General features: G+C 58.7%; 12 protein-coding genes. 3 read left to right on the top strand and 9 right to left on the bottom strand.

Annotation, left to right across the window (positions count from 1 at the left end):
• Positions 1–5 precede the first annotated feature (5 nt).
• A complete protein-coding gene (locus D8U18_RS22915; protein WP_131108495.1) occupies positions 6–431 on the top strand; it encodes a very short patch repair endonuclease in 426 nt (141 codons plus the stop codon).
• A 3-nt stretch (positions 432–434) separates the two neighbouring features.
• Here the strand turns inward: D8U18_RS22915 and D8U18_RS22910 are convergent, their stop codons facing one another.
• From D8U18_RS22910 to D8U18_RS22900, 3 genes are read right to left on the bottom strand one after another with little or no spacing between them, the layout of a single operon-like run.
• Positions 435–1,517 (bottom strand): hypothetical protein, encoded by a 1,083-nt coding sequence (locus tag D8U18_RS22910; RefSeq protein WP_131108493.1) that lies wholly within the window; start codon positions 1,515–1,517, stop codon positions 435–437.
• Entirely contained in the window at positions 1,486–2,568 is a 1,083-nt protein-coding gene (locus D8U18_RS22905; RefSeq protein ID WP_044287955.1) for a hypothetical protein, read from the bottom strand. The genes D8U18_RS22910 and D8U18_RS22905 overlap by 32 nt, the downstream gene beginning before the upstream one ends.
• Entirely contained in the window at positions 2,565–3,716 is a 1,152-nt protein-coding gene (locus D8U18_RS22900; RefSeq protein ID WP_131108491.1) for a caspase family protein, read from the bottom strand. Before D8U18_RS22900 ends, D8U18_RS22905 begins: the two co-directional genes overlap by 4 nt.
• 374 nt (positions 3,717–4,090) lie before the next feature.
• Here D8U18_RS22900 and D8U18_RS22895 point away from each other — a divergent pair, with 374 nt between their 5' ends.
• Entirely contained in the window at positions 4,091–4,330 is a 240-nt protein-coding gene (locus tag D8U18_RS22895; protein ID WP_131108489.1) for a type II toxin-antitoxin system RelB/DinJ family antitoxin, read from the top strand.
• A 70-nt stretch (positions 4,331–4,400) separates the two neighbouring features.
• On the opposite strand, the gene D8U18_RS22890 is transcribed toward D8U18_RS22895, so the two are convergent.
• From D8U18_RS22890 to D8U18_RS22865, 6 genes are read right to left on the bottom strand one after another with little or no spacing between them, the layout of a single operon-like run.
• Entirely contained in the window at positions 4,401–5,210 is an 810-nt protein-coding gene (locus D8U18_RS22890) for a DUF2135 domain-containing protein (protein ID WP_131108487.1), read from the bottom strand.
• 3 nt (positions 5,211–5,213) lie between these two features.
• Positions 5,214–6,833 carry a DUF2300 domain-containing protein gene (locus D8U18_RS22885; RefSeq protein WP_131108485.1) on the bottom strand — a complete coding sequence of 540 codons (1,620 nt, stop codon included), beginning with the start codon at positions 6,831–6,833 and terminating at the stop codon, positions 5,214–5,216.
• A 1-nt stretch (position 6,834) separates the two neighbouring features.
• Complete coding sequence (locus D8U18_RS22880) at positions 6,835–11,394, bottom strand: alpha-2-macroglobulin (protein ID WP_131108483.1); 4,560 nt, start codon at positions 11,392–11,394, stop codon at positions 6,835–6,837.
• A complete protein-coding gene (locus tag D8U18_RS22875) occupies positions 11,391–12,056 on the bottom strand; it encodes a DUF1175 family protein (RefSeq protein ID WP_056855835.1) in 666 nt (221 codons plus the stop codon). Before D8U18_RS22875 ends, D8U18_RS22880 begins: the two co-directional genes overlap by 4 nt.
• Positions 12,026–13,738: a DUF2138 domain-containing protein gene (locus tag D8U18_RS22870; RefSeq protein ID WP_131108481.1), complete on the bottom strand. Its 1,713-nt coding sequence runs from the start codon at positions 13,736–13,738 to the stop codon at positions 12,026–12,028. Before D8U18_RS22870 ends, D8U18_RS22875 begins: the two co-directional genes overlap by 31 nt.
• A 36-nt stretch (positions 13,739–13,774) precedes the next feature.
• On the bottom strand, positions 13,775–14,563 hold the full coding sequence (locus D8U18_RS22865) for a DUF2135 domain-containing protein (RefSeq protein WP_131108480.1): 789 nt from the start codon (positions 14,561–14,563) through the stop codon (positions 13,775–13,777).
• 275 nt (positions 14,564–14,838) lie between these two features.
• Between D8U18_RS22865 and D8U18_RS22860 the strand changes: the two genes are divergently transcribed.
• Complete coding sequence (locus tag D8U18_RS22860; protein ID WP_056855838.1) at positions 14,839–15,984, top strand: Fic family protein; 1,146 nt, start codon at positions 14,839–14,841, stop codon at positions 15,982–15,984.
• Positions 15,985–16,051 lie beyond the last annotated feature (67 nt).

The raw sequence follows: 16,051 nt of genomic DNA, 5'->3' as shown, positions 1-16,051 counted from the left end.
CGGATATGACCGACTTCCTCTCCCCTAAAGAACGGTCAGAAAGGATGGCCCGAATCAAGGGGAGCAACACTCGCCCAGAAATAGCACTGCGCAAAATTTTGCATAGTCTAGGCCTGCGCTACCGTTTGAATGGGGTTGGCTTGCCCGGCAAGCCTGACCTTGTCTTTCCCCGGTATAAGGCTGTGGTTTTCGTCCACGGATGCTTCTGGCACAGGCACTTCAACTGCAGAATTGCCACGACACCGAAAAGCAATACAGCATTTTGGGTGGAAAAATTCGAGAAAAATGTCGCTCGGGATTGCCGCGTAACAAATACTCTCGAAGCGTCGGGCTGGAGAGTATTCGTTGTCTGGGAATGTGAGGTTGCATCCGTTAGAAAGGCAAAGGTAACAGGAGAGCGCCTTGCTGAATGCATACGCAAGAAACAGTAGCGGCTAAAAGGTGATAGTTAATCCATCCTCTGCGTTGCCATACGTGGTGACGTAGTCGAACGCACTGCGCCAGTCATCCCTATCCCATTTTTCATTGATAGCACTCGGGACATTAAATCCGACATTTGCAGGACGTTGATTACTGTAGCTGAGAATACGAGCTAGAGTTTCGTCATCTGGATGCCGGAAGCGCGAGCCATCGGTTGAAATCAGCCATTGTTGGCAAATCACACTTTCTATCAACGCCTTACACAGATTGCCATTGCTGCCATGGTGGGGGATTTTAAAGGCTGTCAGCTCAAGTGGCTGGGTCGGAGACAACAACTGCACTGATCTCTTCAAGTCAGTAGAGAACGAATCCCCGGACAGTAATATTCGCTTACCTTGATACTCCAGTAACAGGACAATGCTGCTGGCATTAGCCGGACTATCATCGCGGTTCCGACCTCGCTCGGCGAGGCGACTGAGCGCCGACTGGCTGTCTAGCTCCCGAAGCTCTACAGCGCCCCCCATCCGTTCCAGTACTGAGGTGCTATGCTGCTCCCTCTTCAGCGCTGCCTGCACTTCTTTCTTCCAAACAGGTTTCAGCGCACTGAGCCGTTCTGCTGTTGGTCCTAAAACGGTCAAGCGCATTCCGCCTTCCAGATCCAGCCAAGGAAGAGGGAGCGTCTTTTCACAACAAACGGGACCACCATTGAAATGCTTGTTCCAGTGTTGTGTCTCAAGCCAGCGGCTCAATCGTTCGCCCTGAACGGCACCCATCGACTCAAGCCCACTGTCTGGCTTGTGGCCATCGAGATGCGCAAAACCATTAAACCAAAAATCCTTAGTCGCAAAACCTGATAGGGGAGCGGCATCGACTAGGCATGACAACAAGCCACCAATATGGTCTCGGTCTATGTGGGTGACCACTACCAGCTCGAATACGCGTTGAGCTTCAGGCAGGCTGTTGATGCGTTCACGCAACTGCCTGCCAGTTTCCTCGGTGCCCATGTCGATCAGCATTTGATAAGGCGCTTCAGAGTTCCCCCAGCGCACCCAGATGGCATCACCCTCACGCGCGGGTAGGAGTTGCAGCGTCAGCATCGTGGTCCTCCGGTAATCGGTCGCATAAATAGGTCGAGCGCCAGTCGACAAAGGGCGCGCATTTACCCAGACGAGACAGGGCTTCGCTACGAGCACTACTATCACCCTCAGCAGGCCAGTAGCGCAGCAGATCAAGAAGTAAGGAGAAGGTTTCGGTAAATAAAATGCGCTGTTTACTGGCATCACAGGCAAGTTGCAACGCTATGTGACGCTTCTCAGGAATTCGCGCCAACTGCGAGGCTAGCAAGATTTTACCGTCAGGAAGCCAGTCGAAACGCTGTACCAAATGGATGAGAAGAGCCAGCTTGTCATTGAGGCGACCTGTCTTGTGAAGGATCAGTGCGGCCAGCACGGCACCAGTTGGGTCGACGAACTTCTCCAGCAAGGTTTTCATCGCGTTACTGGCGAGCCGTGCTGCAGACTCAAACTGACCAGCGAAAACCATGCTCTCCATCGCTGAGGCAATGCTACGGGATTGCGAGATATTGATCTCGGGTAGCTTGGAAGGAGCTTCGGCATGGCGCTTTACATGACAAGTCACCGAGTAGCGATGGTCGCCAGCACTAATAGGCAGGCTTGCTCGAACCGCGCGTCCAGCTATACGTATTGTCGCAACTGGAACCTGCTCCATGTCCTCTGTATGACGGATGATCCAATGGCTTTCCACTGCATATACAGTGACATCTGAACTGATGTCGACTAATTCCATTTCTGATTTCAAGGATTGAAGCTGGTGCATTTCGCTTAGCGAATGAAAATCGTGCTCCTTGGTAGAAGCCGGAGGCTGAAACGGCAAATCTGGGTCCAGCGAGATACGGGTCGACTCTTTTTCGGTGACCGCTACAATTTTGGTGGTTCGCTTCCCATCCTCGAGAACCGCGCTAATTTCGTAGAGCCCGATTGGCAGGTCAAAGCGTCGACGAGTGGTCGCAGGCTGGATCAAAATCAAATCACTGTCGCGAATTTCCACTCGGATCCCTTCGCCGCGATAGTAGAGTTTTGAATCGACATCTATCTGCAACACCCCACTCTTTTCTCCATTAGTTGTCATAGTGGCAGCACCTTCTCATTGCTGGGAGGTTGGAGATTCAGGCAATCCTCATCTTTACCTGGAGGAGTGAGAGTCGTTACTTCAATTGCATAAAGGCCCGCGCGGACCCTAGCCGTGAGTGGCCAGGCTGAATGATTCGCGTAAAGCAATGCACCTCGATGCTTGAGGTTGGCCGTGTAGTTGGCGCTGTTGAAACCTGATCGAATAGAGATTGTCAAGTCGACATCAGGCGGCTTCGAACATTCGTGGAAAATTGCGTTGGTGATTTTTCCAGTGCATTCAACCTGCTGTATCTCACCGGCTGCGTTGGCCAAGGACTGCACTGCCGCAGGTAGGTACTCGACCAACGTATTGACCGACACACGCCAAGGAGAGTTGCGCTCTCCTTCGGAGCGCGCCGCATGCCCCTCTTTAAGACCCGACATAAGAGCATCACAAAAGAGAGTCAGTTTATCCTTGCTTGCAAAGGCACCTTGCCCAGAAGATGCCGAGAGAAACAACGGAGAAGTCTTGGCTGAACCGGTACGGCTTACGTTACCACCCATCACACCGGCGAGGACGTCGTAGCGCTCGACGTCGGCAGGCACATCGCGGCATACATCGACGAACCAGAATTGTGTTTGGGCAGTTTCTCCATGGTTCATGGCGTCGTGCATCATTTTCATATCCACAGCACCGGTATACGTTGCATAACGATGCTGCGGGTCAGCGAAATCATTCAACAACAATACCGCGCCATTTTTACTAAACTGCACACCGTGCCCTACAACATACACAATGGCGATATTATCTTCGTGGCTTGCGGCAGCATCTCTGAATTCGGTGAACATGGCCTCGACATTTTGCCGGGTGGCCTTCCAATCACCTTTAAGGAGAGCGTGAATACTTGGCGAGATGGTCTCATCTGGTGAAGGAGATAACAGCACGCGCAAGCTGCGCAAAGGTAGTTCGCTGCGGCTATAGTCTTCCATCAACCAAGCGGCGAACTCTGATGCAGAGCGAGCAGCGGCTGAAAGTTGGCCGATACCAAATTCCTGACCTTGCGAGCTGCAATTTTGGCTCTCGAGCAGAAATTCGTAGGCACTCACTCCAATCACCAACGCATGGGTACCGGGCTGGCTCAAATCTTCTGTTATCAATGACGCCATGGTGGCAGCCCACTCCTTGCCTGATGCCGAACGAAAGCGCGTGAGCATAGCAACAAGCCATTATTGATGCAGAGGATTATCCGTAACGTAGCGACCTTGATCCGTCCTTCAGTCGACTCCAAGCACTGTAGTGCCCTGAATATCCCCCAACAGTTACGAAAGCCCTAAGTGGGGGGACAAATGGGGGGACAAAGATTTTATACCAACAAAAACCCAGCAAAATAAGGCATAATCAGGAAAATAACGCCGCCCACAAGCCGGCTTTTTAATGCCTGCTGAAAAGCAGTCCTCTGATCTGAAAAATCAGAATGGGGTTGTCTCGCTGTGGATGCCATTGCTACTGTAACGACAAACGTCATTACAGGTGTCCGACTATGGCTTCCATCAATATTCGCATCGACGATGAGCTCAAGCAGCGTTCGTTTGCTGAGCTGGAAAAACTTGGCGTAACGCCCTCCGAGCTTCTTCGCCAAACCCTTCAATATGTCGCCGAACGCGGGAAATTGCCTTTCAAGGTGGCATTACTCAGTGAAGAAGATGAAGCACTCATCGCCGTGGTCGCCGAACGTCTTGCCTCCCCTCAGCGAGTCAAGGTAAGTCTGGATGACCTGTAGGCTAAGTCCATCGACTGACTTTTCTCAGCAGCGCCGATACTGAAAAACAAACAGAGTCACCAACGCCCTCTCACGGATAACTAAACCCCTTAACCAACGTCAACTCCCCTACCGCCCGCATCGGCACCAGAAAAGTCTCCATCTTCTCGCTAGGCGTCCCCTCCTCCGTAATCACCGTCACCTGCGCCGTGGTCAGCGGTTGTACGGCATCCTCCTGTCCTTCTTCATCACTGCGATACCCACCACCAAAGTAGTTCACATAGACCAGATACTGCCCCTTGATCGGTGCGGGCATGGCGAAGATTTCCGGGCCGTAGCCGGTGGTGACGTCGACGTCGAGGGCGGCGCCGTTGGCGACGGCACGGTCGCCGTACCAGATGTGGGCGCCGTCGGGGGTGATGAGGTGCAGGTCCAGGTCGGTGCCGTCGCTGTCCCAGGCCAGCAGGACGCGGAGTTTGGCCGGGGTGGCGCCGCCGCTGGCGTTGAGGAATTGCGTGCGTTGGCGTTGTTGGCCGTCGGGGCTGCGGACTTCGACGCTGTTGCTGCCATTGGGAAAGGAGAACGGGCGATCGAAGCGGCCGGCGGGGTCGATCTTCAGGGGCATGCTGACGCCGTTGACGATCAATCGACCAGGCTCAGCGGATTTCGGCGTCGCATTGATCTGACCGCTGATGCGTGCGGTGTTGGCCTGCCCTGCCGGGGTGTTGACCGACGAAGCAGGGTAATTGACGGTCTGGCGGAAACTCTCGCCCTCACCTTCAGGCGCGCCGGTTCGCCAGCCACCGTTTGGCGTGTCGAGTTTGATGCCTTGCGCCATTGCCAACGGCAGTGCCGTCAGCGAACAAAGTAATAGCAAGACCTGTGGATAACGAAGTGTCATGGTCTATTCCAGCAAAAGGTGGCGGGCGAGCCCTTCGATGTAGGTTTCATCTTGGCCGTTGGGGTGAGCTTCAAAGGCCAGGTGCAGGTATTCGTGGGTCAGGTCGAGGCGATCCTGCAAGGACAGTGCGCCGCGCACGTAGATGCGCTGGCGTTCGCGGTCGACATAGGGTCGGCCGAATCCCAGGCGGCAGACTGCAAAGGTGCTGACTTCGCTGTAACCGGCCTCGCTTTCCAACTGCATACGCCAGCCACGCCGTTGTTTCTGCAGCCAGTCCTGCGCCGCGGGCAAGGTTTCGCAGGAGGCAACGGGGTTGTCCCAGCGACTGAGGCTGGCACGCGGATAGGCGTGCAGCAGGATGGCGTCGTAGCGCTGGCCGGCGTTGGCTTGTTCCACGGCTTGTTGCCAGGAGAGTTTGTCCGGGCCGGGTTGGTCGGAGTGGTAGGTGACGCCGGTGCCGGCAAGCACGAGGTCGTTGGTCCATGCGGCGATGTTGCGCGCCTCGGTGGTGGCCGGACGTGGGGCGACTCGTTGCCGTTGGCTGCTGTCGTCGATGCTCAGGCATTGACCGTTACGCGTGGCGTTTTGCAGCAGGTAGGTACGGATGGCGACCGCCAGGGCCTTGGCGGCTTCGACAGGTTCGGCAGCGGCTTCACGCTGTAGCACGCGGGCGACGTATTCCTCGCGGTCCAGACGCGCGACGATCTTGTCCTTCAACAAAAACAGTTCACCGTTGCTGTGGATATCGAGCTGGTTGCCGTTGCTGAATTCGACGCGAAAGTCGCCTTGCATCGGCCCGGAAGCAACAACACGATCTCCCGCCAGAACGCGCCCGATCGGATAGCGTGAAAACAGCTCCACCTCGACACATCGCCCAGGATCCACCGGCCAATCAACCGGCAACACCGAAGCCAAGGCTTGAGCGTAATTGCGCAGAACCCTCTGACTGGTCCCCCGTCCACCCGCCCAGATCGGCGTGCCCTTCGCCGTCCAACCGGCGAACCCGCCCTGACGCGACGAAGGATCATGTTCATCCAACCAACTCCAGGTTTTCACCCGCAAGCGGCCACCGAGTTCGCCCACGACGTTGCCGTCGGCGGCGTTCAGCACCACGTCAAGCAACACCCTCCGCGCCTGATCCTGTGCGGGCAGCACGGCCAGCATTTGCAGCAACTCCACTACCGAAACACGTGTGGACGGTTGCATCGCAGGCAAATCAAGCAGCCACTGCGGCGCTTTGCGCGCTTGCCAATACTGGCGCCAATCCGCGGCGGAAATGCCCAATCGCGCAGGCTCGAAGTACAACCCGCAGGACTTCACCAACGCCTGATCGCGTTCGATCCTGCCCCCCGCAGTACAGCAATAAACCTCTTCTTTGGACTGCCCGCGACATTCATACGCAGGTTCTCGGGCACCGGTATCGACCAGCCAGCCGTAGACAAACAACTTCCACAAACTACCCAAAGGCGCCTGCAATGAGTCGGGCAACGGCTCCCGAGCGATCACCCGGGTCCCGCTCAACGACAACAGTTCGCCTTCGAATCCCAGTCGCAGCGGGGCTTCCTGCGCTGTCGCCAGCGCAGGGATCAAACACAGCAGCCACCAGAGCAAACGTCGGGTCATGTCAGTTGACCGTGATCTGACCAAGCGCCGGTTTCTGTTCCTGGGCCTGATGCTGCGGTGCATAGACTTGCGTGAAACGCACCGGCGGTAGATGGAATTGGCCTTTTTGCGAGAAGCGCACCAGATGGCGCAGCCGCAGCTCGCCACTCAAGGCATCCACTGGAATCGCGTAAGCCATCTGACCCGGCTCGAAGCGCGCCTTCTCCAGCGCCGTCGGTTCGGTGCCGGCCTTACCCATCAACTTGATGCCCCACGTGGTGCGCTCGACATCCGCGCCCGGCGGCAGCGGCACTTCGATCATCCCGTATCGCAGCGGCCTGGCGGCTTTGCTGGTGATGATGATTTCGTCCAGATACAGGCTGTCGCTGGACAGCGGCTTGCTGCCCACCGCTTCGAGCTTGAAGGTGAATGCAGCGTCACCCGGTACCAATCGCGACAGGCGACGAGTGATGGACACGGCCATCGGCTCGACGGCCGGTTGCCGGGTCTGGAAGCTCAATGCCGCACGCAGCGGACGCTCCTGAACGCCGGACAGCGACAACACACTCGGCACCGGCGTCGCGCCCTGCCACGTCCAGTACATTTCCCCGGTGACACTGTGTTGTTTCTTCCAGCCCTCTCCCGGCGCCAGTGCGATGGTCGGCGAAGCCTGCTCGATACTGCGTTGCAGCCAGCTCAGCGCCAGTGCCCGTTCAAGGGTCGATTGCTGCGGCAACAGCCGTTGCAGCAGCGCCTGCGCACGGAGCTGATCGAACGGCTGCAGCGACAGATTCAGCGCTTCGGCAAACGGCTGCGAGCTCACAGCCAAGCGTTGCTGCGCATCGGCCAAATGCCGATTGAAGGCCTCCGGCAGCGCGACCTTCGATTGCCTGGCCAGCGACGCGGTCAACACCCTCGCCGCCGCCAGCCCCAAGGCCGAATCCGGATCGCTCATGACCAGGCTGTCTTCACCGCCCTCCATCAAGTTCGCGGCATTGCCCTCGCCCGCTTTCGCCAGATCGTCCACCAAACCGCTGAGCAAGGTGTTGATCGGCAACTGCATCTGTTTGGCGAACGCCACAATCAACGCCCGCTGCAACAGCGGCGTGTTGTTCGCCTGCTTGGCATACACCTCCAGCACCCGCTGCCAATGCTCCGGTGGCAGGCTCAATTGCAGCACCTGGCTGGCGTGCCAGTCGGCGAAATAGGCGTAGGCAGTCAGGAACGCATCCGGCTCACCGTCCATGCCCCACCAGGTAAAACTCGCCGAAGGCCCGGCCATTTGCACCAGGCGCAAACGGCTGTTCTGCATGATCAGGCGCAAGCGATCGCGGATCTGCGGATTCGACGACAGCGTCGGATACGCGATGCTCAGCGGCAGCAAGCGACTGGCGGTCTGCTCGACGCCGCCGTAGGGATAACTCAGCAGATCATCGAGCGCCGAGCGGAACAGCGCTTGCGGACTGTCGTCCAGACGCAGGCGAATGTCCGTGGCGTCCGCCGGCAACGCCAGCGGTGTATCACCACTGGCGACATCCAGGCTTTGGCTTTGTGTCACTTGCCAACCTTCGCCGGTCGCGCTCAAGTGCACAGCCAAGGCATCGACGGTTTTGCCGTCCTGCACCAGTTCCGCGGCCCACTCGCCCGTGCCCAAGGCAAACGTCGGTAACGGGATGTAGTTGATGCCGCTGTTGAGCGTGACGGCGATGCGCTGCTCGGCGCCCGCGTAATGTGTCACCAGTTCAGCCTTGACCGGATCTTGCGACTGACTGAAAGCAAACACACCGAGATCGGGTTTGTCCCCAGTGCGGAATTTGCCGGGTCCGCTCCACTTCAGGTACAGCGGTTTTTCCGAGCGCACGAATTGCTTCTTCTGCCCCACCGCACCGTCGTCGGCGATGGCCCGGGCGGTGATGCGCCAGCGGGTCAACGAGTCCGGCATCTTGAAGGTAAAGCGGGTTTTGCCGTTGGCATCGGTGAGCAGTTCCGGTTGCCACGCGGCGGTGTCGACGTCTTCACGCCGCGGCCGTTCCAGCACTTTCACCCCGCGTTCACTGCGATTGGCTTTACCCGGCGCACCGGGGCTGCCCGGCAGCGCGACGTCATAGCTGATGAACGACAGGCTGGCACTGGTGCGCACATTGTTGCGGCGTGGGTGATAGAAGAACTGGTCGATGCTCGGTGCCACTTCCGGTTGCAGGGCATAGACCATTTCGTCGACCACACTGACCGTCAGATGCGCGGGGATTGGCTTGCCGGCGAACTGCGTCGTCAGGTCCACCGATACCGTTTCACCCGGCTGGTAGGTGTCTTTGTCGGTGGTGATCGCCACGTCGATCTGCGGCGTAATCACTTTGATGCCGGCGTTCTGGAAGCTGTACTGCCCGCCCTTGGTGTACAGCACCGAGAACGTCAGGTTCGGGGCGAAACCGTCCTTCACCGGGATGCGCGCGCGGTACTGGGTGTCGCTGAGTTTCTCCATCTTCAGCCAGTCGCCGCCCTTGGACAGCAGCGCGGTGGCTTCGACCTTGTCGCGCTCCAGCGACAGCAGCGCATCGTTGATCGGCTCGGGGAAGGTGATCAACGCCAGTGCTTCATCGCCGGCCTTGTACTCGGGTTTATCGAGGACGATTTCGACGGTTCCCGGCACGGCCTTGACTCCGTCGCCGGTGACTGAATGACCGGTGGCGCCGAGGGTTCGGCCGTGGTCGTCCCTGAGCGTCAGGTTGTAGGTGCCGGGACGATCGAAGGCCAGGGTGAAACCTTTGTCGGTGGCCGCGAGCTTACCTTCGCCGCTGCTCTGGTCTTCCAGACGAACCCAGCCATAGCTGCTCGGGGTGACCGCTGCCTTCTGCTCGCTTTCGATGACGTAGCTGAACGCAACCTTGTCGCCCACCGCACTGAAGCGCTGCGGTGCGCTCAAGCGGAAATTCGCGGCGCCTCGGTCGATGAGGATTTCCTTGGTGGTCTTGACCCGATACGCCGCGCCATCACTGGCGAACACGGTGAGCATGTAGCGGCTCGGTTTGTCGGCGGCCGGCAGGTCCAGGGTCGCGTTGCCCTGGGCGTCAGTGGTCAATTCGGTGCTGGTCAGTTCCACCGGGAATTGCCCGAGGTATTGCAGTTCGTTGTCGACCATCGACAGTTGCTGGGCACGCAGGCTCAGGGTCAACTTGGCATTGGCCACCGGTTTGCCGTCGGGGTAGAGCAACACCAGACTGCCCTTGACCGGCTCGCCGGTGCGGTAATCCTGCTTGGCCAGATTGAGGGAAATTTCGAAGTGCGGCTTGATGTATTCAGCCACGCGGAAGGCACTGCTGTAAGCCTGATCCTTGTAGCTGAAGCGCAACTCGTATCCACCGGCCACGGCGTTGTCCGGCAGCTGGAAACGGCCCTGGGTGCCGGCCTTCGAATCGAGTTTCAAGTCCAGGGTTTGCAGGGCCGTACCGGTCGCATCCAGCACCGTTACGTTGACGTCGGCAGCGCTTGGCTGCACCGAATCCCGGGCGTTCTTGAATTCACGGCCAACGATTTTCAGCGACACCCAATCCCCCGGCCGATACAGCGGCCGGTCAGTGAAGGCATAGAGTTTGGTGTCGTAGATTTCGCTGTCGTAATAGAAGTTTTCCGAGACAAAAACCCCGCCCTCTTCGTCCTCGCCAATCACGAACGAACGCTCGGGGCTGACGTGTTTCAAACGCAGCAAACCATCGACATCGGTAGCACCGCTGCTCATCACGCCCAAACCGTCAGTCCACAGCACATTGACCTTCGGCGCCGAACTGCCTTGGTGTTTGCGCGCGGCCCACACCAGTAATTCATCACCGGCAATCTTGCTCACCGCCACGGTGTTGGAGACGAAGACCATGGTGGTCGCGCGGTACTTGCCGATCAGCGCCTCCACCAGGTACAGACCCGGCTTCAAGTTTCCCAACGGGATGTAGACGTTGCCCGGTGCGACGCTGACGAACTCACTGGAAGAGCCCGCCAGATTCACCCCTTCCGGTGGCTGGATCGGCTTGGCCTGCCACAGCGGATAACGGAACTGGCTGACCACCGGCAGGCCCGGAATCAAGGCAAATTGCGGTTGCGCGTCGTAGGGTGTCGGCGCGGCCATGGCAGCGCCCATTTTCAGTTCCGGCACTTCCTCGGTGACTTGTTTGCGCGACTCGTAGGAGAACGCCCGCTGCATCACCCGCCGCGACTTGCGGTACCAGTTATCCCACAGATAGGCGAGCGTGTTGGACAGCCCTTCGCCCTTGAACTGGCCGTCGCTGACCACGCGGTGCAGGTTCTTCTGGCGCTTGAGAAAGTCCAGCGGCTTGTCGATGCGATACACGCGAATGTCGGCACCGCCATAGGGCTCCATGCGGAAGCGGCGGTAGTCGCGGCCCGGCGCTTCGAGGCGCACCATCGCCTGTTCATCACTGGCAAAACTGCTGTCGGCCAACAGGAAAAAGCTTTCACCGGACACCGGCGTGTAGCCGCTGGGCTCGACGGTGTCTTGGGCGTTGACTGCCGAGAACGGCAACACCATGACCAACAGCAGAGACAGAAAACGCAGCATGCGGGCACCGGTCATTGGGAGAGAAAATTCAGTCGATAGACGCCGATGAAGTTGGGGTTGGCTGCATCGGGTATCCATCGGGTGTCCTTCCATGTCATGAGTTGTTGCAGGCTTGCCGAACGCATGCCGTTATCGGTGGGAGTGGTGGTGCCGGTGTGATAGGCGATGAAGCGCCCCATCCAGATCATCAGGTGCTGGTCGTCGCCCTGATCGAAGAACATCAGGTCGCCTGGGCGCGCCTGGGACACATCGCGGCCGACCAGATGACTGTTGAACTGGATCAACTTGATCGCGTTGACGTACGGCCCGACCTTGCCCCCGCCCTGCTGCCATTGCTGGGCGAGGCTGCGCTGGGCGTCGCTCAGCTGCAGCTCCGGCGGCAGGTAGCGATTGGACAGGCCATTGCTGCGCAGCCATTTGTCGTCATGGACTTTCAGCGCTTCGTTGGCGGCAAAGCGCACCAGCCCGGCGCAGTCCTGCTGATACCAGCGCGGGCTCGGGCCTTGGCTCAGTTGTTCCTGGGCGATGCGCACGAACCATGCACGGAACACCTGGGATTGCTGCGCATCCAGCGCCGGTGCATCGAGCGCCCGGGCACTCGCGCTCAACAGCAAGGCAAGCAAGCCGAGACTGCGGATCCACCCATTCACAGCGCTTTCCACTCCAGCGGCAACCATTGCCAGTGACCGTCCGGCTCGCTGCCTTCGGGCAAGGTCAGGGCATATTTGCCGTAGCCGCCGAGCGTGCGCAGTTTGGGGATCAGGTAGGTTTGCGCGGCGTTGTAGAACACCGGTTCCATGTCCTGCGGCAGGCTGTCGAGGGTTTCCTGCTGGATCAGCTGCGCCATGGAGTCAGGGCCGAAGTAGATCGGCATCAGCAGGTCTTTGGGCAACACGTCGGCCATCGGTGGGAAGCGCTTGTCGAGGGTGCCGAGGGCCTTGTCCACCAATTTGTCGTCGAGGGAAAACAGCAGCGTTGAACCATGTCGCGCAAGGCTTACACGCATGAACGCCTTACCGCTGATGGCGTCCGGATGTTCTGCATCCTTGGCCGCGTAGGGACCGAAACTGGAGCTGACCTGACGCTGCCATTGATGGCTCTGGCCTTGCTGTTTCTCCACCACCGGGAACACATGCTCATCGACCTTGCTTTCATGGGCGCCGACCATCGAACCGAACAACTTGCCCAGATCGCCATCCATGCTGGCGCTGTCTTGATCCTTGAGCCCGGCCACCAGCAGCGGTGTGTACAGTCGCGAATCGGCATACCAGCAAAGCCCTGCCGCACCGGCCATGTGTTCGGTCAGTGCTTGAGCCGCGCGCTCTTCGGCACCGAGTTTTACCAGCAACGGTTTTTGTTGTTCGGCCGCCAGCGGCAGGGCGACGCACGCGCTCGCGCCCATCGGCATGGCTTGCCAGACCGGTTTGAAATCGAAGTCTGGCTGATTCTCCAGCTCATCCATGGCGAGGAAGCTGTGCCAGCCTTTATCGTCCATGTCGAAACGCAGACCGGCGAAATTCGGGATGAAGCGCTGATAACCCATGGCCAACACGCTGGCGTTGACCGACAGCCGTTGCTTTACCTCGGGCGCACGGGGTGGCAGACCGAAAGCTTCGGGAAACAGTTTTTCGCCATTGAGCAAAGCGGCGATGGACTGGGTCGAAACGCTGCCGGCTTCCTGTGCCATGCCACTTTGCGGGTCATAAAGCTTGGTCGGATTCGACAGCACCACGAGTTTGTCGCCATGGGAAGCGAACACCAGCGCCTTGCTGGCGTTGTAGGTGAGCTGATACAGCTCGACGTTATCGGCGCCGACTTTCACCTCTGCGATTTTGCTCAGTTGCGAATCATCCAGCGCCACTTTCGCCAGCGGTTCCAGCACATTGGCCAGGCCGCCGCGATCCATCACCAGCAGGAAATCCCTCAGCCGCCCATCCGCCCCGCGCCACAGCGCGACATCTGCCGGCTGGTCGAACAGTTGCTCGATCAAGGAGTCCTGCAGTTTCAAATCGTGTTCATAAATGATCCGCCGCAGGCTGCCGATCAGGCCAAGACGATCGGCGTGGGTTTGGTAATAGAAGACGAAGTCTTCAGTCAGGGTTTCCTTGAGGAACGGAACGGCCAGCAAATCCTTGGGCAATTGGCTCAAGGAGTGGGTTTCGAGCAAGCCATCGGGGCGGCTCATGCCAAGTTTTTCCGCCGCCAGTTGCGGTGCCGGGGCTGTGCTTTTTTTCATCAGCCAGCCCATGCCGGCAGCCACAGCGGCGACCAGGCACAGCCCGAGCACAATGACCGGCCAACGACGGGACGGTTTGGCGCTCGGTGTATCGGCAGCCGGAGAAACAGTGTTATCGCTCATTTCACAAAACCCGATGTCATCCGTGGTGCGGGATGTTTAATAGTTGAAAGTCTTGACCAGCAGCAGGTCACCGATGGCCCGCAGGGGCACGATGAAGCTCTCGCGTTTTTCGTCGACGGTGTTTTCGTTGAGCACCAGGTTGATCTGCGAAGTGATCACCTCGTTCTGGTTGCCGGCCTCATCGAAGTTATAGCCGCCGCTGCCGAAGTTGCCCCAGTAGTTGACGTAAACCAGATAGGTGCCATGCAGCGGTGCGGTCATGGTGAACATTTCCGGGCCGGGACCGTCGACACCATCGGGGTCGAGGCCGCCGCCGTTGGTCAGCGCCGAGTGCGCCCAGAACGCATGCTGGCCGTCAGGCGTGATGATGTGCAGATCGAGTTCGGCCTTCGGATCATCCCAACCCAGCACCACACGAATCCGTGCGGGCGTGCGCAGGTTATTGGCTTCATAAAATTGAACGCGCTTGAGCGACTGGCCTTCGGCACTGCGCACTTCGACGCTGTTGGAGCCGGCACCGAACGCATACGGCCGGGCAAAACGGCCCTGGTCGTCGGTGTACAGGTTCAAGGGATTGCCATTGACTGCCAGCGTGTGTGGCCCGCGTTGCGCACCGATCGCCTTGAGCTGGCCCTGGATCATCGTGCGATTACGCTGCACACCCCGGTCGATGGGCGGTGTGGGATAGGCGACCTGCGGGTTTTCACTACGGTCGAGCAAACCGTTGAAACGCCAGCCACCCACCGGCTCCGACATCTCGGCACTCGGCGCGGCCAGCGCCGAAGCGCAAGCCAACCCGATCAGCAGCGAAAGAAGTGAACGCATGTGATGCCTCCTGCCATGCATGACGAAACCTTGCGCCAGATCCTCGGCGCGTTACAGATGGGGGTACTGCGTTTCGTCTGAAAGACCCGTGAATAACCGGTCGTCGATGGCGCGAAGGTTAATCGCTCGGTCGCTTTCTAACAATCGGATACATCTGAAATTGCAGCAGCATCAAGCGGGTGGGTGGACGGTGAGCCGAATAAAGATCATATTCGGCTCACTATATGAGCCGAATAGCATTTCTAATCGGCTCACTCTTTATGGAAGTTGAATGCATGGTTCCCCACTGGATCTGGCAACAGCCCGATTGGCCAAGTTTCACCTGGCATGCCGAGCGTTTGGCATCGCTGCTGCGCGAGTGTGTTCAGGCGCAAGGTCGATTGACTGGAATGATCAGCTCCGTGGGCAACTCGCTCAGTGCACAGAGTGAGCTCGATGCATTACTGCAAAACATCGTTACCTCTTCAGCGATTGAAGGTGAGCAGTTGAATGTCGGCTCGGTACGATCTTCTCTGGCGCGGCGTCTCGGTCTACAGATGCACGAGGGCGACCCCATCAGCCAACGCAGCGAAGGTCTGGCGCAGTTGATGCTCGATGCCACGCAGCATTTTGCCGAACCGCTGACCCTTGAACGGCTGCTTGATTGGCATGAGTGGCTGTTCCCCGATCAGGACAGCTCATTCACCGCTCAAAGTATCCGCGTCGGCGCATTGCGCGGCGATGACCCGATGCAAGTGGTGTCCGGGCGACTCGACAAGCCCATCGTCCACTTCGAAGCGCCGCCCCGCAGGGGCCTGGAACGGCAACTCGAGACTTTCCTCGAGTGGTTTGAAAGCAGCCGCCATGAGGTCGGGCTCGATCCACTGTTGCGCGCCGGTATCGCGCACTTCTGGTTTGTCACGCTGCACCCTTTCGACGACGGCAATGGTCGCCTGACGCGAACCCTCACCGACCTTGCCCTGGCGCAAGGCGAGGCTCAGGCCATTCGTTTCTACGCCATGTCGGCGAGCATTCTCGAGGACCGCTCCGGCTATTACCGCGTATTGGAAACCAGCCAGAAGGCCACGTTGGACATCACCCATTGGCTCGAGTGGTTTCTGCAAACCTTGCTGCGCAGCTTGCAGCAGGCGATGGTGCGAATCGAGTCGGTGCTGGGCAAGGCGCGTTTCTGGCAGGCGCATCGGGAATCAGAACTCTCCAGCGAGCAGACCAAAGTACTGAATCGTTTACTCGATGGCGGCGAACGTGGTTTCGAGGGCGGAATCAGCGCGGCTCAGTATCAAGCCGTAGCGAAGGTTTCCAAAGCCACCGCAACCCGTCATTTGGCTGAACTGCTGGAAAAGGGTTGCCTGGAACGACTGCCCGGCGGCGGTCGCAGTACTCGCTACCAAATTCACTATCCTGATCACTCCCCCCTCTAAGCGCTGCCGCAGGCTGCGTCTACAGGGGTTTGTATCATCTGTGAATTTGCCCATACCCCCCCTATCT

Source organism: Pseudomonas sp. Sample_10 (genome assembly GCF_004321495.1).
Taxonomy (GTDB): Bacteria; Pseudomonadota; Gammaproteobacteria; order Pseudomonadales; family Pseudomonadaceae; genus Aquipseudomonas.
This window is presented reverse-complemented; position numbering and strand designations above follow the sequence as displayed.